This is a genomic window from Candidatus Pelagibacter sp. Uisw_134_02 (genome assembly GCF_047720265.1).
In the GTDB taxonomy this organism is placed as follows: domain Bacteria; phylum Pseudomonadota; class Alphaproteobacteria; order Pelagibacterales; family Pelagibacteraceae; genus Pelagibacter.
Genome location: NZ_CP159813.1, coordinates 442,185 through 460,917, shown reverse-complemented (window position 1 = coordinate 460,917; position 18,733 = coordinate 442,185). Strand labels below are relative to the sequence as shown.

The 18,733-nt window shown below is 31.8% G+C and carries 20 protein-coding genes; all 20 read right to left on the bottom strand.

The features are described 5' to 3' along the window. Nucleotide 1: 1 nt before the first annotated feature. On the bottom strand, nt 2-412 hold the full coding sequence (rplP, locus tag ABXT56_RS02475; protein WP_415300950.1) for a 50S ribosomal protein L16: 411 nt from the start codon (nt 410-412) through the stop codon (nt 2-4). Between the two features lie 2 nt (nt 413-414). Further along, the gene (rpsC, locus tag ABXT56_RS02470) at nt 415-1,095 is read right to left on the bottom strand and encodes a 30S ribosomal protein S3 (protein WP_415300948.1); all 681 of its coding nucleotides are present in this window, start codon (nt 1,093-1,095) and stop codon (nt 415-417) included. Beyond that, entirely contained in the window at nt 1,079-1,477 is a 399-nt protein-coding gene (gene rplV, locus ABXT56_RS02465; RefSeq protein WP_415300946.1) for a 50S ribosomal protein L22, read from the bottom strand. The genes rpsC and rplV overlap by 17 nt, the downstream gene beginning before the upstream one ends. 2 nt (nt 1,478-1,479) lie before the next feature. Further along, on the bottom strand, nt 1,480-1,776 hold the full coding sequence (gene rpsS / locus ABXT56_RS02460) for a 30S ribosomal protein S19 (protein WP_415300944.1): 297 nt from the start codon (nt 1,774-1,776) through the stop codon (nt 1,480-1,482). Beyond that, nucleotides 1,776-2,621 (bottom strand): 50S ribosomal protein L2, encoded by an 846-nt coding sequence (rplB, locus tag ABXT56_RS02455; RefSeq protein WP_415300942.1) that lies wholly within the window; start codon nt 2,619-2,621, stop codon nt 1,776-1,778. Before rplB ends, rpsS begins: the two co-directional genes overlap by 1 nt. A gap of 3 nt (nt 2,622-2,624) precedes the next feature. Further along, complete coding sequence (gene rplW, locus ABXT56_RS02450; RefSeq protein WP_415300940.1) at nt 2,625-2,918, bottom strand: 50S ribosomal protein L23; 294 nt, start codon at nt 2,916-2,918, stop codon at nt 2,625-2,627. Nucleotide 2,919: 1 nt separating this feature from the next. Beyond that, nucleotides 2,920-3,543 (bottom strand): 50S ribosomal protein L4, encoded by a 624-nt coding sequence (rplD, locus tag ABXT56_RS02445; protein WP_415300939.1) that lies wholly within the window; start codon nt 3,541-3,543, stop codon nt 2,920-2,922. Beyond that, nucleotides 3,543-4,253, bottom strand: a complete 711-nt coding sequence (gene rplC / locus ABXT56_RS02440) for a 50S ribosomal protein L3 (protein ID WP_415300937.1) — start codon at nt 4,251-4,253, stop codon at nt 3,543-3,545. The genes rplD and rplC overlap by 1 nt, the downstream gene beginning before the upstream one ends. Before the next feature lie 2 nt (nt 4,254-4,255). Further along, nucleotides 4,256-4,564, bottom strand: coding sequence for a 30S ribosomal protein S10 (rpsJ, locus tag ABXT56_RS02435; RefSeq protein ID WP_006996810.1), 309 nt, complete (start codon nt 4,562-4,564; stop codon nt 4,256-4,258). 5 nt (nt 4,565-4,569) lie between these two features. Then, nucleotides 4,570-6,648: an elongation factor G gene (gene fusA, locus ABXT56_RS02430; RefSeq protein ID WP_415300935.1), complete on the bottom strand. Its 2,079-nt coding sequence runs from the start codon at nt 6,646-6,648 to the stop codon at nt 4,570-4,572. Nucleotides 6,649-6,654: 6 nt separating this feature from the next. Next, entirely contained in the window at nt 6,655-7,125 is a 471-nt protein-coding gene (gene rpsG, locus ABXT56_RS02425; protein ID WP_415300933.1) for a 30S ribosomal protein S7, read from the bottom strand. A gap of 2 nt (nt 7,126-7,127) precedes the next feature. Further along, nucleotides 7,128-7,499 (bottom strand): 30S ribosomal protein S12, encoded by a 372-nt coding sequence (gene rpsL / locus ABXT56_RS02420; RefSeq protein WP_006996807.1) that lies wholly within the window; start codon nt 7,497-7,499, stop codon nt 7,128-7,130. A gap of 168 nt (nt 7,500-7,667) precedes the next feature. Next, nucleotides 7,668-11,840 carry a DNA-directed RNA polymerase subunit beta' gene (gene rpoC, locus ABXT56_RS02415; protein ID WP_415300931.1) on the bottom strand — a complete coding sequence of 1,391 codons (4,173 nt, stop codon included), beginning with the start codon at nt 11,838-11,840 and terminating at the stop codon, nt 7,668-7,670. Nucleotides 11,841-11,842: 2 nt separating this feature from the next. After that, on the bottom strand, nt 11,843-15,934 hold the full coding sequence (gene rpoB, locus ABXT56_RS02410; protein ID WP_415300929.1) for a DNA-directed RNA polymerase subunit beta: 4,092 nt from the start codon (nt 15,932-15,934) through the stop codon (nt 11,843-11,845). A 57-nt stretch (nt 15,935-15,991) separates the two neighbouring features. Next, nucleotides 15,992-16,360 carry a 50S ribosomal protein L7/L12 gene (gene rplL / locus ABXT56_RS02405; protein WP_415300927.1) on the bottom strand — a complete coding sequence of 123 codons (369 nt, stop codon included), beginning with the start codon at nt 16,358-16,360 and terminating at the stop codon, nt 15,992-15,994. Between the two features lie 5 nt (nt 16,361-16,365). Continuing rightward, nucleotides 16,366-16,887 (bottom strand): 50S ribosomal protein L10, encoded by a 522-nt coding sequence (gene rplJ / locus ABXT56_RS02400; RefSeq protein WP_415301370.1) that lies wholly within the window; start codon nt 16,885-16,887, stop codon nt 16,366-16,368. Between the two features lie 5 nt (nt 16,888-16,892). Further along, complete coding sequence (rplA, locus tag ABXT56_RS02395; protein ID WP_415300925.1) at nt 16,893-17,582, bottom strand: 50S ribosomal protein L1; 690 nt, start codon at nt 17,580-17,582, stop codon at nt 16,893-16,895. Then, nucleotides 17,582-18,007, bottom strand: coding sequence for a 50S ribosomal protein L11 (gene rplK / locus ABXT56_RS02390; RefSeq protein WP_415300923.1), 426 nt, complete (start codon nt 18,005-18,007; stop codon nt 17,582-17,584). Before rplK ends, rplA begins: the two co-directional genes overlap by 1 nt. Further along, entirely contained in the window at nt 18,007-18,537 is a 531-nt protein-coding gene (gene nusG, locus ABXT56_RS02385; RefSeq protein WP_415300921.1) for a transcription termination/antitermination protein NusG, read from the bottom strand. Before nusG ends, rplK begins: the two co-directional genes overlap by 1 nt. Beyond that, on the bottom strand, nt 18,537-18,728 hold the full coding sequence (gene secE, locus ABXT56_RS02380) for a preprotein translocase subunit SecE (RefSeq protein WP_415300920.1): 192 nt from the start codon (nt 18,726-18,728) through the stop codon (nt 18,537-18,539). The genes nusG and secE overlap by 1 nt, the downstream gene beginning before the upstream one ends. Nucleotides 18,729-18,733 lie beyond the last annotated feature (5 nt).

Sequence of the window (18,733 nt, the reverse complement as noted above, 5' to 3'; positions counted from 1 at the left end):
ATTATACAAATCTTTTTATAAATTTAGTTTTAATTGGTAGTTTAGCTGATGCTTTATAAAGAGCTTCTTTTGCAATAGTTTCTGAAACCCCATCAATTTCAAATAAAATTCTTCCTGGTTTAACTCTACAAGCCCAATATTCTGGTGCTCCTTTACCTTTGCCCATACGTACTTCAACAGGTTTTTTAGAAACTGGTATATTTGGAAAAATTCTAGTCCAAACACGTCCTTGTCTTTTCATATGTCTAGTTAAAGCAACTCGTGCTGCTTCAATTTGTTTTCCTATAATTCTTTCAGGAGCCATTGCCTTTAAAGCATATGATCCATAATTAATTTTACTAGCGCGTGTTGCGGTACCATGAATTCTGCCCTTATGCGCTTTTCTGAATTTAGTTCTTACTGGTTGTAACATAATTATTCTTTTACCTCTTTGGGAGCAATTTTGTTTGTTTCTTGGCTAAACTCTTTAGCAAACACTTCTCCTTTATAAATCCATATTTTTATTCCAATTATACCAAATGTTGTCAGAGCTTCTGCTTCAGCATAATCAATATCAGCTCTTAATGTGTGTGAAGGAATGCTTCCTTCTCTTAACCATTCAGTTCTTGCTATTTCATTTCCACCAAGTCTGCCACTAATAGAGACTTTTATTCCTTTAGCTCCCAATCTTAAACATGACTGCATGGCTCTCTTCATTGCTCTTCTATATGAAATTCTTTTTACAAGTTGTTGAGCAATATTTTCTGCAACAAGGTAGGCATTAGTTTCTGGTTTTTTAACTTCTTTGATATTTAATGTTACTTCATTACTAGTAAATTTTGATAAATTATTTTTTATTTTATCTATGTCGCTACCTTTTTTTCCAATAACGAACCCTGGTCTAGATGTGTAAATTGTTACATAACATTTGTTAGAAGTTCTTTCTATCATGACTTTAGATACTCCGGAATTCACTACATTTTTCTTTATGTAGTCTCTTATTTTAAAGTCTTCTATTAAATAATTTCCAAAATCTTTTTTCTTTGCGTACCAAACAGAGTCCCAGCCTCTGTTTACACCAAGTCTAAAACCTACTGGATTAACTTTTTGACCCATGACTCTCCATTTGTTTTGCCTCTGATAAAATAATTGTAATTGTTGAATATGGTTTTAAGATTGGTGCTGCTCTACCTTTTGCTCTAGGTCTAAATCTTTTCATGACAATTTTTTTTCCACAATATGCTTCTTTGACAATTAATTTATCAATATCATATTGATTATTGTTTTCTGCATTTGCAACTGCAGAAGAAACAGTTTTTCTTATTTCCTTTGTTATTCTCTTAGCAGAGAATTGTAATTCTCTAATAGCTACATCAACTTTTTTTCCTACAATAGCCTTAAGAATTGGGTTTAATTTTCTCACACTAGATCTAATATTATTATTTACCGATCTAACTGTATTTTCTTTAAGTTTATTTATTTTCTTTTTTTTACTCATAATTATTTCTTAGCTGCCGTTGCAGGTTTTGCTTTTTTATCAGCAGGTGTGTGTCCAAAAAATGTTCTTGTAGGAGAAAATTCTCCTAATTTATGCCCCACCATATCTTCAGATATTGTAACAGGGATAAATTTTTTACCATTATATATCAAAAAACTAATACCGATGAATTCTGGTATAATTGTTGATTTTCTTGACCAAGTTTTAATAGGCATTTTTTTTGGGTCTGTTTTTTGTTTTTCAACCTTTCTAATTAGACTTTCTTCAACAAAAGGTCCTTTCCAAACTGATCTAGACATTATTTTTTAGAATCCTTTCTATTGTTTCTTCTTCTTACTATAAATTTATCAGTACTCTTATTATCTCTAGTTTTTAATCCCTTAGCTGATTGACCTGTAGGAGAAACTGGATGTCGACCTCCGGCCGTTTTACCTTCACCACCTCCGTGTGGGTGATCAACCGGGTTCATTACAACTCCTCTAGTATGAGGTCTTCTTCCAAGCCATCTTGATCTACCTGCTTTACCAATTTTAATATTTTTTTGATCTGGATTTGACAGAACTCCTATTGTAGCAAAACATCTTGAGTCAATTTTTCTAACTTCACCAGAGGTCATTTTAATTAATGAATAATTTCCATCCAAACCACTAATTGTAACTGATGTGCCAGCTGACCTAGCTATTTTTCCACCACCACCTGGTTTTAATTCAACATTATGAATATTTATACCAACAGGTATATCTCTAAGTGGCATACAATTTCCAACTTTGATCTCTTTTTCAGAACCATTTTCAATTTTATCTCCAACTTTAATTTTTTGAGGTGCTAAATAGTAAAAATGTTGTCCATCTTCAAACTTAACTAACATAATATAACAAGATCTATTTGGATCATATTCAATTCTTTCTACTGTAGCAGTTGTATCTAACTTTTTTCTATAGAAATCAACTAGTCTGTACATTCTCTTATGTCCACCACCTGACATGTTACGGGAAGTTATGTGACCATTGTTGTTTCTTCCACGCATAGAATTTTTAGGCTCAACTAGTCCTTTAAAAGGCTTACCTTTCCAAAGACCAGTTCTATCTACTAAGATTGTTCCTCTAGTAGATTTTGTATAAGGTTTAAATGTTTTTAATGCCATTATTTAAATTCCTGTTGTTAGGTCAATGCTTTGACCTTTTTTTAGAGTTATAATTGCTTTTTTATAACCTTGCACATTTACTTTTTTTCCTCTTTTAACCACTGTTCTGTTTTGTTTATTTACAATATTTATTTTTGTAACGTTTACTTTAAATATTTTTTCTATATTTTTCTTTAAATTAATTTTATTTGCAGCTCTAGGTACTTTAAATACTATTTTATTTTGCTCAGATAGATTAGTAGATTTTTCAGTTACCATGGGTGATAAGATTTTATCGTATAGATGTACTTTATCCATTTTATGAATATCTCTTTTCTAGTTCTTTTACTGAGCTTTCAGTAAAAACAACTTTTTTAAATTTAATAATATCAAAAGCACTAAAATGATTAATATCTGTAACTTTAATATTTGGAATATTTCTCATCGATTTTTCAATTTTTTCTTTTGAAGATTTATCTAAGATTATTAATGAGTGAGTTATTTCAAATTTTCTAACAATCTCATTCATCTCTTTAGTTTTTTTTATTTCTGTCGAAAAATCATTAAAAATTAATAAATTATTAAGCTTATTTTTTTCGGTAATTAGAGAAGCTATACTTAATTTTTTCTCACTTTTATTTAATTTTCTTTTTTTGTAAGCTAATTCTCCTTTTGGACCATGTGCTACACCACCACCAACAAATATTGGTGCTTTCCGACTTGCATGACGAGCTCCACCTGTTCCTTTTTGAGCATAAATTTTTGATGTAGATCCTGTAATTTCATTTTGTTGTTTTGTTTTGCCATGTCTACCTTTGTAATTAGCATTTGTTTTATACAAAACATTATCTACTAATCTCTTATTTATCTTGGCTGAAAAAATCTTATCTAAAACCTCGATTGAATCTTTTTTTCCATCTAAATTTAATTTGTCTATTTTCATTATTTTTTCTTTTTATCAGGTGTTTTTTTAGCTTCTTCTGCTGCAGCTATTTTTTCTTTAATAGTCATTTTATTGATAACCTTAACTGATTGCTTAACAAGTATTTCTGAATTTTTAGAGCCAGGTATTGAGCCTTTTAAATAAAGTAGCTCATTTTCTATATCAGTTTTGATAATTTCTAAATTTTGCATTGTTCTGCTTCTATCACCCATATGACCAGCCATCTTTTTTCCTTTAAATACTTTTCCAGGATCTTGTCTTTGACCAGTTGAACCATGAGATCTGTGAGAAACAGAAACACCATGAGTAGCTCTTAAGCCACCAAAATTATGTCTTTTCATGGCACCTGCAAAACCCTTACCTATAGTGTTAGAAGTGGTATCTACAAATTTTACATCATTAAAAATTTCTAGGCCAAATTCATTGCCTTCTTTAAACTCTTCAGTATTTTTAACTCTAAATTCTTTTAGTTTTTTTTTAGCCTCAGTATTCTTCTTCGCATATAAACCCTTCATAGCTTTTGTAAGTTTTGAACTTTTAATGCTTCCAAATCCTAATTGAACAGCTTTGTATCCACGTTTATCTTCTTCAATGACACTAATTACTCTTGCTTTTTCCATTTTGATTACAGTTACAGGAACCAAGCGACCAGTTTTATAAAACTCTCTGGTCATACCTATTTTTTTTCCAATTAAAGCTATTTCAGTCATAATTAAATCTTTATCTCCACGTCGACACCAGATGCTAAATCTAGCTTCATTAATGCTTCAACAGTTTGTGGTGTAGGTTCAATAATATCAATTAATCTTTTATGTGTTCTGGTTTCAAATTGTTCTCTACTTTTTTTATCAATATGAGGACCTTTTAAAACTGTATATCTTTCAATTCTTGTAGGTAGGGGTATTGGGCCTTTTATTGTTGCACCAGTTCTTTTAACTGTATTTACGATCTCTTCAGTTGATGCATCTAAAATCTTATTATCATAAGCTCTTAATTTAATTCTAATATTTTGTTTTTCCATAATAATTATCCAGCAATCTTTTTAGTTACTTCATCTTGAACATTTTGTGGGACTTTAGAGTAATGATCAAAAAACATTGAATACTGAGCTCTTCCTTGAGACATAGATCTTAAGCTGTTTATATAGCCAAACATATTAGCTAGAGGAACCATAGCGGTAATTACAGTTGCATTACCTCTTTGTTCTTGAGTACTAATTTGACCTCTTCTACTATTTAGATCACCAATAACATCACCCATGTAGTCTTCGGGAGTTACTACTTCAACTCTCATAACCGGTTCAAGTAATTTTAATGTGCCTCTAGTACAAGCCTCTTTAAAACAAGCTCTACCAGCTAATTCAAATGCAAGAACACTAGAGTCAACATCGTGGTGTAATCCATCTAAAATTGTAACTTTATAATCTATCATTGGAAATCCAGCTAAAATTCCACCGTCTGATATTGTTTCTATTCCCTTTTCAACACCAGGAATAAACTCTTTAGGAATTGATCCACCTTTAATTTTACTTTCAACAGATCTACCTGCACCTGGTTCTTGAGGTTCGACCAAAAGTTTAACTTTTGCAAATTGACCAGCACCACCACTTTGTTTTTTGTGTGTGTATTCAAATTCTGAAGAATTTTGTAGAGTTTCTCTATAAGCAACTTGTGGAGCACCAACATTAGCCTCAACATTAAATTCTCTTTTCATTCGATCTACAATAATATCTAAATGTAACTCGCCCATTCCTTTAATAATTGTTTGACCAGATTCTTCATCTGATGTAACTCTAAATGAAGGGTCTTCTTTAGCCAAACGTCCTAATGCTTCTCCCATTTTTTCTTGGTCAGCTTTTGTTTTAGGTTCAACAGCAATCTCGATAACTGGTTCAGGAAATTCCATTGGCTCTAATAGAACTGGGTTTGCTTCATCACAAAGCGTATGACCTGTTATTGTATATTTCAAACCAGCTAAAGCAACGATATCACCAGTATTAGCTTCTTTAATGTCTTCTCTAGAGTTTGCATGCATTAATAGCATTCTACCAACTCTTTCTTCTTTATCTTTTGAGGTATTATAAACTGCAGTTCCAGTTCTGATTGTTCCTGAATAAATTCTAATAAAAGTTAGTGACCCTACAAATGGATCATTTGCAACTTTAAAAGCCAAAGCAGAAAATCCAGTACCGTCATCAAATTTCATTTTGACAATATCTTCGCTGCCTGGTTTTGTTCCCTCAATAGAACCAATGTCGATTGGGCTTGGAAGATAGTTAATAACTGCATCTAGTAATGGTTGAACGCCTTTATTTTTAAAAGCTGAACCAGTAGTTATTGGAACAAAACTGAAATTTAATGTTCCTTCTCTAATGCATCTTACTAAGTCTTCTTCTTTAATTTCATCACCATTTAAATAGCCTTCCATAAGCTTTTCATCTTGCTCAACAGCCATTTCGACAAGTTCAGTTCTATATTTTTGAGAAATTTCTTTTAAATCATCTGGAATTTCTTTGTATTCCCATTCCGCACCAAGCGCTTCATTCTTCCAAACTTGAGCTTTCATTTTTACTAAATCTACTACACCTGATAAATCAGCCTCAATTCCTATAGGAATTTGAATAGGTAGTGGCTTACAGCCTAGTCTATCTTTAATCATTTCAACACATCTATAAAAATCAGCACCTGTTCTATCTAACTTGTTAACAAAGCATATTCTTGGAACTTTATATTTGTCAGCTTGTCTCCATACAGTTTCAGACTGAGGCTCTACACCTGCAACACCATCAAAAACACAAACTGCTCCATCTAAAACTTTTAATGATCTCTCTACTTCAATAGTAAAATCTACATGGCCAGGAGTGTCAATAATATTAATTCTGTGGTCATTCCAAAAACAAGTAGTTGCTGCTGAAGTTATTGTGATGCCTCTTTCTTGTTCTTGTTCCATCCAGTCCATTGTTGCTGCACCATCATGCACTTCTCCAATTTTGTGACTTTTTCCTGTGTAGTATAAAATTCTTTCAGTTGTAGTAGTTTTACCTGCATCTATGTGAGCCATGATACCGATGTTTCTATATTTATCTAATGTATGTGTTCTAGCCATAATTTATTACCACCTAAAATGAGCAAAAGCTTTATTTGACTCCGCCATTTTATGCACATCTTCTCTTTTTTTAACTGCAGAACCTTTTTTTTCATAAGCATCATACAATTCATTAAAAATTTTATCTGACATATGTTTGTCTTTTCTTTTTCTTGACGCATCAACCAACCATCTAATTGCTAAAGCTTGAGCTCTCTTAGTTTTAACCTCAACAGGAACTTGATAAGTAGCACCACCTACTCTTCTTGATCTAACTTCAACTGTAGGTTTGATATTATTTATCGCTTCATTAAAAACATTAATTGGTTCCTCTTTTGTTTTTGATTTTATTTTATCTATTGCTTCATAAACGATTTTTTCAGCAACAACTTTTTTACCATCATACATTATTGAATTAATTAATTTAGGAATTATCGTTGATTTGAAAATTGGGTCTGGGGTAACAACTTTTTTTGGTTGTGTTTTTTTTCTAGACATAATTATTTACCTTTTTTAGTCCCATATAAAGATCTTCGTTTCTTTCTATTTGCAACACCTTGGGTATCTAGGTTTCCTCTAAGAATATGATAACGAACACCCGGCAAATCTTTTACACGACCACCTCTAATTAAAACAACAGAGTGTTCTTGAAGGTTATGACCTTCACCACCAATATAAGCTGTAACCTCAAAACCATTTGACAGTCTAACTCTTGCAACTTTTCTTAAAGCTGAATTTGGTTTTTTTGGCGTCGTTGTATAAACTTTTACACATACACCTCTTTTTAAAGGTTGTTTTTGAAGTGCAGGAACTTTATTTCTAGCAACAGGTTTAATTCTTTTTTTTCTTAACAGCTGGTTAATAGTTGGCATAAATATTTTTAATTAATTAATATATTTTTGAGTGAAAATAACTGGCAGGTTATTTTGTGGCAGCGTTTAGTTCCATTAAGCAGGTACTACATTCCAACCAAAAATACCGCCAAAATACTATTTAATTCTGCTTTGTCAAACTAAAACTACAAGGTAAATCTGTTTTTTTTAGGAATTTACTGATGTTTCTATAGAGTCTGATGGCTCTATTTTATCTTTATCAGCTAAAAATTTATTGTCTGCCTCAAGAGCATTCTTATTCCATTTATTTTTAATGTGACCAGTGCCAGCTGGAACTAATCTACCCACAATAACGTTCTCTTTTAATCCATTAAGAGGATCAACTTTACCTTTGATCGCAGCATCTGTAAGAACTCTTGTTGTTTCCTGGAATGATGCAGCTGAGATAAAAGACTCTGTTTGAAGTGAAGCTTTAGTGATGCCCATTAAAACTCTCTCACCAGCAGCTGGATTTTTACCTTCCGTAACCAACTTTTCATTTGCAATATCAAATTTTATTCTATCAATCATTTCACCAGGCAAGTAAGAAGAATCACCTGATTCTTTAACCTCAACTTTTTTAAGCATTTGTCTTAAAATAGTTTCAATATGCTTATCATTTATAATTACACCTTGTAATCTGTAAACTTCTTGAACTTGATTAACAAAATATTCTGTTAAATCTTTAATACCAAGAATTCTTAAGATGTCATGAGGTAAAGGTTGCCCATCTAATAAATATTCTCCTTTTTTAATTTTTTCACCTTGATTAAAGTTTATGTGTTTACCTTTTGGAATTAGATAATTTGAAGGTTCACCTGTTTCTGGTTGAATTGAAATCTTCTGTTTACCTCTAACCTCTTTGCCAAATATCACCTGTCCATCATTTTCAGCAATAATTGCACTATCTTTTGCTTTTCTTGCCTCAAATAATTCAGCTACACGTGGTAGTCCTCCTGTAATATCTTTTGTTTTAGTGGTTTCTTTTGGTAATCTAGCAATTATATCACCTGCAAATATTTTTTGACCATCTTTAACTGATAAAATTGAATCTGGAACCAGATAATATCTAGCTTCATTATCATCAGCTTTTTTAATTACATTTCCTTTGTCATCTCTTAATGTAATTCTTGGTTTTAAATCAGTATTTTTAGATTGAGCTCTCCAATCAACTACAGATTTAGATGAAATACCAGTTGCATCGTCAGTAGTTTCTTGAATAGATACACCATCAATCAAATCAACATACCCTGCTATACCACTTTTTTCAGCAATAACTGGGGTTGTATAAGGATCCCATTCACAAATTTTTTCATTTGCTTTAATTTTTTCACCATTTTGAAAAAATAATTTTGATCCATATGCTACTTTATAAACTGCAACTTGAACACCTTGATCATCCTCAATAGATAATTGAGTGTTTCTTCCCATCACTATTAAATTTTTTTTAGAATCTTCTAATAAATTAGAATTTATAATTTTTAATGTTCCCGCAGACTTTGTAATAATTTGGGACTCTTGTTTAACTGAAGCTGTACCACCAACGTGAAAAGTTCTCATTGTTAGCTGAGTACCTGGTTCTCCAATAGATTGTGCTGAAATCATACCAATAGCCTCACCTACATGAACCATTTTTCCTCTCGATAAATCACGACCATAACAAGTAGCGCAAACACCTTTTTTAGAGCTACACGTCATTACGGAATATGCTTTGATAAATTTAACACCAGCTGCATCAATTTTATCGCAACCTGCTTCATCAATCATAACATCTTTTTTTATTACAACTTCCCCAGTAATAGGATTTTTTACATCAAAAGCTGTGACTCTACCTAAGGCTCTTTCTGATAAACTTACAACTACATTTCCTCCTTCTAGTATTTCAGCAAGTTCTATGAAGCCTGGGTTATCACATTTAATTTTTGAAATTGTTAAATCCTGTGCTACATCACAAAGTCTTCTAGTTAAATATCCAGAACTAGCTGTTTTTAAAGCTGTATCTGCGAGACCTTTTCTTGCTCCGTGTGTTGAGTTGAAATATTCTAATGCTGTAAGACCCTCTTTAAAATTAGAAATAATAGGTGTTTCAATAATTTCTCCTGAAGGTTTTGCAATTAAACCCCTCATGCCAGCTAATTGTTTCATTTGAGCAGCAGATCCTCTCGCACCACTGTCAGCCATCATAAATACAGAGTTAATTTTCATTCCATCAGGCGTACTTTCAGTAGCAGAAATACCTCTCATCATTTCACCAGCTACTTTATCAGTACATTTAGACCAAGCATCAACAACTTTATTATATTTTTCACCTCTGGTAATCAATCCTTCTGAATATTGATTTTCATAATCTGCTATTAATTTTTTAGTATCGTCAATCAATTGTTCTTTGTTTGCAGGAATAACTAAGTCATCCTTACCGAACGATATACCTGCTTTAAAAGCATGTTTAAAACCTAAATCTTTTAAATGATCACAAAAAATAACAGTAGTTTTTTGACCACAGAATCTAAATACACTATCAATAATTTCTGAAACTGTTTTTTTAGGCAATAACCTATCAATCATTGAAAAAGTGATATTTTTATTTTTAGGTAATAAATTTGCTAATAAAAACCTTCCAGCAGTTGTTGTATGTTTTTCAATTTTTTTATTTCCTTTGTCATCTATTGTTTCAAATCTTGAAACAATAGTAGAGTGTACTTTTATTTGACCAGTTGATAATGCATGTTCAATTTCATCATTATTTATAAAGTAACCGTCAGGTTTCTCTGTTTGAAATGGTGCTTGTGACAAATAATATAAACCTAAAATCATATCCTGGCTGGGAACGATAATTGGCTTACCATTTGATGGGCTTAAAATATTATTTGTTGATAGCATTAAAATTCTAGCTTCTAGTTGCGCTTCCAAACTTAATGGAACATGCACAGCCATTTGATCGCCATCAAAGTCTGCATTAAATGCAGCACAGCATAATGGATGAAGTTCAATTGCATCACCTTCAATTAATTTAGGCTCAAATGCTTGAACACCTAGTCTATGAAGTGTTGGTGCACGGTTTAACAATACAGGGTGTTCTCTAACTATCAATTCTAAGGCATCCCATACTGCATTAGTTTCTTTTTCTACTAATTTTTTAGCTTGTTTAATTGTCGAAGCTAAACCTAATTTATTTAATCTTGCATATAAAAATGGTTTAAAAAGCTCCAAAGCCATTTTTTTTGGTAATCCACATTCATGAAGTTTTAGATCTGGACCAACTACAATTACTGATCTACCTGAATAGTCTACACGTTTTCCTAATAAATTCTGTCTGAATCTACCTTGTTTACCTTTAAGCATTTCTGCTAACGATTTAAGTGGTCTCTTACCTGTGCCTGTTATTACTCTGCCTCTTCTACCATTGTCAAATAATGCATCAACAGATTCTTGAAGCATTCTTTTTTCATTTCTTACAATAATATCTGGGGCCTTAAGGTCCATTAATCTCTTTAAACGATTATTTCTATTAATAACTCTTCTATAAAGATCATTCAAATCAGATGTCGCAAATCTTCCTCCGTCTAAAGGAACTAGTGGTCTTAATTCTGGTGGAATAACTGGTATGACAGTTAAAATCATCCACTCTGGTTTTTGCCCAGTTTCAATAAATGACTCTATTAACTTAAGTCTTTTAATTGATCTTTCTTCATTAACTTTAGATTTAGTTTCTTTAATTGTGCTAACTAAAAGTTTTTTCTCTAGTTCAAGGTCCATTGATTTAAGGATTGATAAAATTGCTTCAGCACCAATTCCAGCTTCAAAAGATTCTTCTCCAAATTCGTCCTGATATTTTGCTAACTCTTCCTCATTTAAAAGTTGATTTTTTTGTAAACCAGTTAAACCAGGCTCTATAACTATAAAGTTTTCAAAATACAAAACTCTTTCAACTTCTTTAAGTTTCATATCAACAGCAAGAGAAATTCTGCTAGGTAATGACTTTAAAAACCAAATATGGGCAACTGGCGTTGCTAGATTAATGTGTCCCATTCTTTCTCTACGAACGTTAGATTTGGTTACTTCAACACCGCACTTTTCACAAATAATTCCTCTGAATTTCATTCTTTTGTACTTACCACACAAACATTCATAATCTTTGATTGGTCCGAAAATTCTAGCACAAAATAGACCATCTTTTTCAGGTCTAAAAGTTCTATAATTAATTGTTTCAGGTTTTTTTATTTCACCATAAGTCCAAGATTTAATTTTATCAGGACTGGCTAAAGTAATTTTAATACTATTAAAATTTTGAGCTTCTGAAATTTCGCTATTTTTAAATAAATCTGTTAATTCTTTTTTCATACTTAGTTTAACTCAATGTTTAATGCTAATGATTTTATTTCTTTTACTAAAACGTTGAAAGACTCTGGTATGCCAGACTCAAAATTTTCCTCACCCTTAACTATTGTTTCATAAACCTTAACTCTTCCAGCTACATCGTCCGACTTAACAGTCAAGATTTCTTGTAATGTGTAAGAAGCACCATAAGCTTCTAGTGCCCAGACTTCCATTTCTCCAAATCTTTGACCACCTAATTGAGCCTTACCACCAAGGGGTTGTTGAGTAACAAGACTGTATGGCCCTGTTGATCTAGCATGAATTTTATCCTCTACTAAGTGATGCAGTTTTAGCATATATATAATCCCAACTGTAACTGGTCTATCAAACATCTCTCCCGTTCTTCCGTCCCATAAATTAGTTTGACCAGAAGTTGGTAATTTGGCTAATTCAAGCATTTTAGATACATCATTTTCCTTAGCACCATCAAATACCGGCGTAGAAATTGCAATACCATTTTGTAAGTTCTCACATAAATCACTAAATTCAGTTTTGTTTAGCTTTTCTATACCACCATCAAAAACATCTTTTCCATAAACAGATTTTAAGAATGATGAGATTTTTTCTGTCTTTTCAAATTTTTTATTATTTTCATTAACTAATCTTTTAACTTCTTCACCAAATTCTTTACAGGCCCAACCAAGGTGAGTTTCTAAAATTTGACCAACGTTCATACGGCTTGGTACACCTAGTGGGTTTAAAACAATGTCTACAGGTCTACCATCTTCACGATAAGGCATATCTTCTACAGGAACAATTTTACTTACAACACCCTTATTTCCATGTCTCCCAGACATTTTATCACCTGGTCTTAATCTTCTTTTGATAGCAACAAAAACTTTAACCATTTTCATTACACTTGGTAATAAATCATCACCACTTCTAATTTTAAGTACTTTGTCTTCAAATCGTTCTAAAATAGATTGTTTTGCTTGATTATATTGATCTTTTAATTGAGCAACACTTGCTTCGTTATTAACATTGCCAACTGTAATTTTAAAAATATCATTAATATTAATCTTGTTTATGGTCTCAAGATCTAGCGTAGTACCTACATCTAGGTCTTTAATTTTTTTAGTTAAAGAAGCTCCAGAAAAAATTTGGTTAGCTCTTTGCTTAATGCTTCTTTCTAAAATTTCTTCTTCAACAATTTTGTCTTGTTGAACTGTTTCAATTTCAGCTCTTTCAATGGTTATAGATCTTTCGTCTTTTTCTATACCGTGTCTATTAAATACTCTTACATCAACAATAGTCCCACTACTACCTCTCGACATTCTTAAAGATGTATCCGTAACATCAATTGCTTTTTCACCAAAAATTGATCTTAATAATTTTTCTTCAGGTCCAGATGCAGAATCGCCTTTTGGAGTAACTTTACCAACAAGAATATCTCCTGCTTTTACTTCTGCTCCAATGTATACTACTCCAGATTCATCTAGATTTTTTAAAGCTTCTTCATTGACATTTGGTATATCTCTAGTGATTTCTTCTTCTCCAAGCTTGGTATCTCTAGCCATAACTTCATATTCCACAATGTGAATTGAAGTGAACACGTCATCTGTTACACATCTTTCTGAAATCAAAATAGAATCTTCAAAATTATAACCTTGCCAAGGCATGAATGCTACAGTAACATTTTTCCCTAGCGCCAGTTCACCCAGTTTTGTTGAAGGTCCATCAGCAATAATATCTCCTGATTTAACCTTATCACCAACTCGAACTAAAGGTTTTTGGTTTATACATGTATTTTGATTTGATCTTTTAAATTTTTGTAAATTATAAATATCCACACCAGATTTTGTAAAATCTGTTTCTTCTGTCGCTTTGATGACAATTCTTTTACCATCAATTTTATCAACTGTACCATCACGTTTCGCAACAATCGTTACACCAGAATCAAGAGCTACATCTCTTTCGATACCAGTTCCAACCAAAGGAGATTCAGGCTTTAATAAGGGTACAGCTTGTCTCATCATATTAGATCCCATTAGTGCTCTGTTTGCGTCATCATTTTCTAAAAAAGGTATCAATGAAGCTGCTACAGAAACTAATTGTTTTGGTGAAACGTCAATATAATCAATATTATCAGGCTTAGATAATATAAAGTTTAAGTTTTCTCGACAAGAAACTAATTCCTCTAAAATTTTACCATTTTTATCAACTTTAGTATTTGCTTGTGCAATTGTATATTTTGTTTCTTCCATTGCTGATAAATATTCTTCCTTATCTTCAACAACACCATTTTTAACTCTTTTGTATGGGCTTTCAATAAAACCATATTTATTAATTTTAGCATATGTAGATAAACTATTAATTAATCCAATATTTGGTCCTTCTGGTGTTTCAATCGGGCAAATTCTTCCATAATGAGTTGGGTGAACGTCACGAACTTCAAATCCTGCTCTTTCTCTAGTTAACCCTCCTGGTCCTAAAGCGGAAACTCTTCTTTTGTGAGTTATTTCTGATAATGGATTTGTTTGATCCATAAATTGTGAAAGCTGAGAGCTAACAAAAAAATCTTTTAAAGAAACTGTTAAGGGTTTAGCATTAATTAAATCTTGTGGCATTGCAGACTCTATATCAAGAGTTGTCATTTTTTCCTTGATGGCTCTTTCCATTCTATAAACACCAATTCGAGCTTGATTTTCAACAAGTTCACCAACAGATCTAACTCTTCTGTTTCCAAGGTGATCAATATCATCAACTTCGTCTTTACCATCACGAAGATCTAACATTTTATGAATTATAGCTATTATATCATCATTTCTTAAAATAGTAATTTTATCTGAGCATTCTTGGTTTAATCTTGAATTCATTTTAACTCTACCAACATCAGAAAGATCATATCTATCAGAACTAAAAAACAAATTATTAAAGATTTGAGTGGCGATTTCTATTGTGGGTGGTTCACCTGGTCTTAGTACTTTATAAATTTCTGTGATCGCTTCATCTTTAGAGTTATTTTTATCATTTAAAATTGTTGTTAGTAAATAAGGTCCTTTATTGATTGAATTTGTAATTGAAACTTCAATAGTATCTATATTAGCTTCTAAAATTTGTTTAATAATAGTATCATTTAGCTCTGTACCAATTTTAAAAGTACCCACTTCTTCGTCATCGCTTACCTTAACATCTTTGTGTAAATACTTTCCAAAAAGAGATTCTTGAGAAACTAAAATATCTTTAAGACCATCATTAGCAAGTTTTTTTGCAGTTAGGAAGTTAATTTTATCACCTAGTTTAATTACAATGTTTCCATTTTTTGCATCTATAACTTCTTCTGAAAAATTTTTCGCTTTATAGTTTTCAGGATTAAATTTTGTTTTCCATTTTTCAGTTTTGGAGTCAAATGTGTAAGTTTCTTTTTCATAAAATTCACTGGCAATTTCAGATTTTGTAAATCCTAGGGCCATTAATAAAGTAGATGCAAATATCTTTTTTTTTCTATCTATTTTAAAATATAAAAAATCTTTTACATCATACTCAAGATCCAACCACGAACCTCTATTTGGTATAACTCTGCAATTGAAAAGAAGTTTACCACTAGCGTGTGACTTTCCTTTATCGTGATCAAAAAAAACACCTGGACTTCTATGCATTTGGTTAACAACAACTCTTTGTACACCATTAGTTATGAACGTTCCACTATCAGTCATCATTGGAACTTCACCCATATATACTTCTTGTTCTTTTGCTGACAAAATATCTTTTGTATTATTTTCTTGATCTATCTCATAAACAACAAGTCTTAATGTGCACTTAAGTGCAGAAGTATAAGACAAGCCTCTTTGAATGCATTCTTCTGTATCAAATTTTGGTTTTTCTAATCTATAAGTAATATATTCTAGAGTTGCTTTATCATTTAAATCTTCAATAGGAAAAATGCTTTTAAAAACTCTATCAAAACCTTTTGACAAATCTCCTGCTTCTGGATCTAAATCTGTTAACTGTTTGTAAGAATTTTTTTGGACTTCAATTAAATTGGGAATAGATAATGTCTCTGCAAGCTTTCCAAAGCTTTTTCTTACATTTTTCTTTTCAGTAAAAGATAATTGCATTTAAAATCAGTTGCTAGTTAATTGTATTAACCAGCAATTAAGTTCTTTCTAATTAATTTATTTAAGCTCTACTTTTGCGCCAGCTGCTTCCAGCTTAGCTTTGATTTCTTCAGCATCTTTTTTGTTTACACCTGACTTAACTTCTTTAGGTGCACCCTCTACTAAATCTTTTGCTTCTTTAAGACCTAAAGATGTTGCTGCTCTAACTTCTTTGATAACATTAATTTTTTTATCACCAGCTGAAATTAACATGATTGTAAAATCATCTTTAGCTTCTTCGGCAGCTCCACCTGCTGCTGCTGCTGCTGGTGCTGCTGCAGCCATAGCTGTAACACCCCACTTTTCTTCAAGTTGTTTTGAAAGTTCAGCTGCTTCAACAACAGATAAACTTGATAAATCTTCTATAATTTTATTTAGATCAGGCATATTTTTTATACTTCTTTGGGTTGTTTTTCAGAATTTTCTGACGTCAAATTACTCATTTTTTCAGAACGTGCAAGTAAAATACTTACAAATTTTGATGCTGGGGTTGCTAAAATTCCCACAATATTAGCTCTTGCCTCGTCAAGTGTTGGTAAATTTGCTACATTTTGAACTGCAGCTTGGTCTAGAACTTCATTACCCATAATTCCACCTAAAAGCTTTAAACTTTCGTTTGTTTTTGCAAATTTAGATAAAATTCTAGCTGATATAATTGCGTCATCAGAAAAAGCTACAGCTGTTGCACCTGTAAATAAATTAGAAAGTTCCTTACACTTAGTTTTTTCAAGTGCTATTTTAGTAATTTTATTTTTAGTTATAGTGAATTTGATGCCATGCTCTCTCATTTGTCCTCTTAACTCATCAAGTTGAGACATTGTTAGACCTTGGTAATGAGTTACCATTACAGCTTCATTGTTTTGAAACTGGGTTTCCATTTGTTTAATATAATTCTTTTTTTGTTCCTTGTTCATCATAACTATATGGTTTTTCCTAATTTTACTTTGTAAGACACACCCATACTTGAGGTTACAAAAGTATTTTTTATTAAGTCTCCTTTTAAAGTTAGGTTTCCTTTTTCTTTATCTAAAGTATCTAAAATTGCATGAAAATTTTTAAGTAATTGATCGTCATGAAAAGATTTTTTACCTATGCTTACACCAATATTTCCATCTTTGTCATTTCTAATTTCAGCTTGACCAGATTTAGCATCTGTTACTGCTTGTTTGATATTATCAGATACAGATCCTAATTTTGGGTTAGGCATCAATCCTTTGGGTCCTAAAACTTTTCCCAACTTAGAAAGTTTAATCATCATTCCTGGGGTACATATTAACTTTTCAAAATTAAGTTCACCGGCTTTAATTTTATCAATGAATTCATCACTGCCAACTATATCTGCACCAGCATCTTTTGCTTCTTGAGCTTTAGCATCTTCACAAACAACACCTACTTTAACTTTTTTTCCAGTTCCTCCAGGTAAGTTAACTACAGTTCTAATGTTTACTTCGCCTTTTTTTTGTTTGTTATTTACTTGAAAACTTAAATCAATTGATTCATCAAATTTTGTTGTACAGTTTTTCTTAACTGCAATTAATAGATTTTCAATTGAATCTGCCGTTAAGTCTTTTGTTTTTTTTGGTAATTGTTTAAATCTTTTTGATGGCATTAGTCTTTAACCTCTATACCCATTGATCTTGCAGATCCTGCTATAATTTTTACTGCCTGCTCAAGATCATGAGCGTTAAGATCTTTCATTTTTTGTGTTGCGATATCTTCTGCTTGTTTTTTAGTAATTGATCCAGCAATACTTCTACCTGGCTCTTTTGATCCGCCTTTAAGTTTAGCTGCCTCTTTAATAAAATGTGATGCAGGAGGTGATTTAATTTCAAAATCAAATTTTTTATCTTTATAAACTGTTATAATAACTGGAATTGGTTTTCCAGCAAACGCTTTTGTTTTGTCATTAAAGGCTTTACAAAATTCCATTATGTTAATTCCACGCTGACCTAACGCAGGACCAACTGGTGGCGCTGGATTGGCCTGTCCACCCATTATCTGTAATTTTATATATCCACTAATTTCTTTTGCCATTAACTTACTTTCTCTACTTGGTTATATTCTAAATCAACTGGTGTTGGTCTTCCAAATATTGAAACCGAAACCTTAAGTCTAGATTTCTCTTCATCTATATCTTCAACCATACCACTGAATGATGCAAAAGGACCATCAACAACCTGAACTTTTTCACCAATGCTGTATTCTATACCAGATTTTGGCTGAGCTACACCATCTTTTATTTGTCCTAATATTTTTTCTATTTCTTTATCAGAAACAGGAACCGGAATGCCTTTTGATCCTAGAAACCCACTTACACGCTTCAGATTTTTGATTAAATGATAAAGGTCATTATCCATTTCGCTTTTAATTAAAACATAACCAGGAAAATATTTTTTCTTTCTTTGAATTCTTTTACCTCTTTTTACCTCAGTTACATCATGTGTTGGGACAACAATCTCTTCAATTTTATCAGAAATTTTTGCTTTTTCAGCTTCCTCCCTAATTAATCCAGCAACCTTATTTTCAAAATTTGAGTGAGATTGAACAATGTACCAGTTTTTCATTAAATGCTTACCTTTAGTAAAGCTTCTAATAAAAACTTAAGTACTTGATCAAGAAGCAAAAAGAAAAGGGACATAACAACAGCCATAGCAAATACCATTAGTGCACCTTGCATGGTCTCTTTTCCAGTGGGCCAAGAAACTTTAAATGCCTCTTGTTTAACTTCTTGGATAAATTTTATCGGGTTTTTCATAATAT

Bases quoted from the DNA above. Each gene is read 5' to 3' on its own strand.
- rpsS (WP_415300944.1), bottom strand. From the start codon at position 1,776: ATGTCTAGATCAGTTTGGAAAGGACCTTTTGTTGAAGAAAGTCTAATT.
- rplP (WP_415300950.1), bottom strand. From the start codon at position 412: ATGTTACAACCAGTAAGAACTAAATTCAGAAAAGCGCATAAGGGCAGA.
- rplB (WP_415300942.1), bottom strand. From the start codon at position 2,621: ATGGCATTAAAAACATTTAAACCTTATACAAAATCTACTAGAGGAACA.
- rpoC (WP_415300931.1), bottom strand. From the start codon at position 11,840: ATGAAAAAAGAATTAACAGATTTATTTAAAAATAGCGAAATTTCAGAA.
- fusA (WP_415300935.1), bottom strand. From the start codon at position 6,648: ATGGCTAGAACACATACATTAGATAAATATAGAAACATCGGTATCATG.
- rplL (WP_415300927.1), bottom strand. From the start codon at position 16,360: ATGCCTGATCTAAATAAAATTATAGAAGATTTATCAAGTTTATCTGTT.
- nusG (WP_415300921.1), bottom strand. From the start codon at position 18,537: ATGAAAAACTGGTACATTGTTCAATCTCACTCAAATTTTGAAAATAAG.
- rplK (WP_415300923.1), bottom strand. From the start codon at position 18,007: ATGGCAAAAGAAATTAGTGGATATATAAAATTACAGATAATGGGTGGA.
- rplA (WP_415300925.1), bottom strand. From the start codon at position 17,582: ATGCCATCAAAAAGATTTAAACAATTACCAAAAAAAACAAAAGACTTA.
- rpoB (WP_415300929.1), bottom strand. From the start codon at position 15,934: ATGCAATTATCTTTTACTGAAAAGAAAAATGTAAGAAAAAGCTTTGGA.
- rplV (WP_415300946.1), bottom strand. From the start codon at position 1,477: ATGAGTAAAAAAAAGAAAATAAATAAACTTAAAGAAAATACAGTTAGA.
- rplJ (WP_415301370.1), bottom strand. From the start codon at position 16,887: ATGAACAAGGAACAAAAAAAGAATTATATTAAACAAATGGAAACCCAG.
- rplW (WP_415300940.1), bottom strand. From the start codon at position 2,918: ATGGATAAAGTACATCTATACGATAAAATCTTATCACCCATGGTAACT.
- secE (WP_415300920.1), bottom strand. From the start codon at position 18,728: ATGAAAAACCCGATAAAATTTATCCAAGAAGTTAAACAAGAGGCATTT.
- rpsL (WP_006996807.1), bottom strand. From the start codon at position 7,499: ATGCCAACTATTAACCAGCTGTTAAGAAAAAAAAGAATTAAACCTGTT.
- rplD (WP_415300939.1), bottom strand. From the start codon at position 3,543: ATGAAAATAGACAAATTAAATTTAGATGGAAAAAAAGATTCAATCGAG.
- rpsC (WP_415300948.1), bottom strand. From the start codon at position 1,095: ATGGGTCAAAAAGTTAATCCAGTAGGTTTTAGACTTGGTGTAAACAGA.
- rpsJ (WP_006996810.1), bottom strand. From the start codon at position 4,564: ATGGAAAAACAAAATATTAGAATTAAATTAAGAGCTTATGATAATAAG.
- rpsG (WP_415300933.1), bottom strand. From the start codon at position 7,125: ATGTCTAGAAAAAAAACACAACCAAAAAAAGTTGTTACCCCAGACCCA.
- rplC (WP_415300937.1), bottom strand. From the start codon at position 4,253: ATGACTGAAATAGCTTTAATTGGAAAAAAAATAGGTATGACCAGAGAG.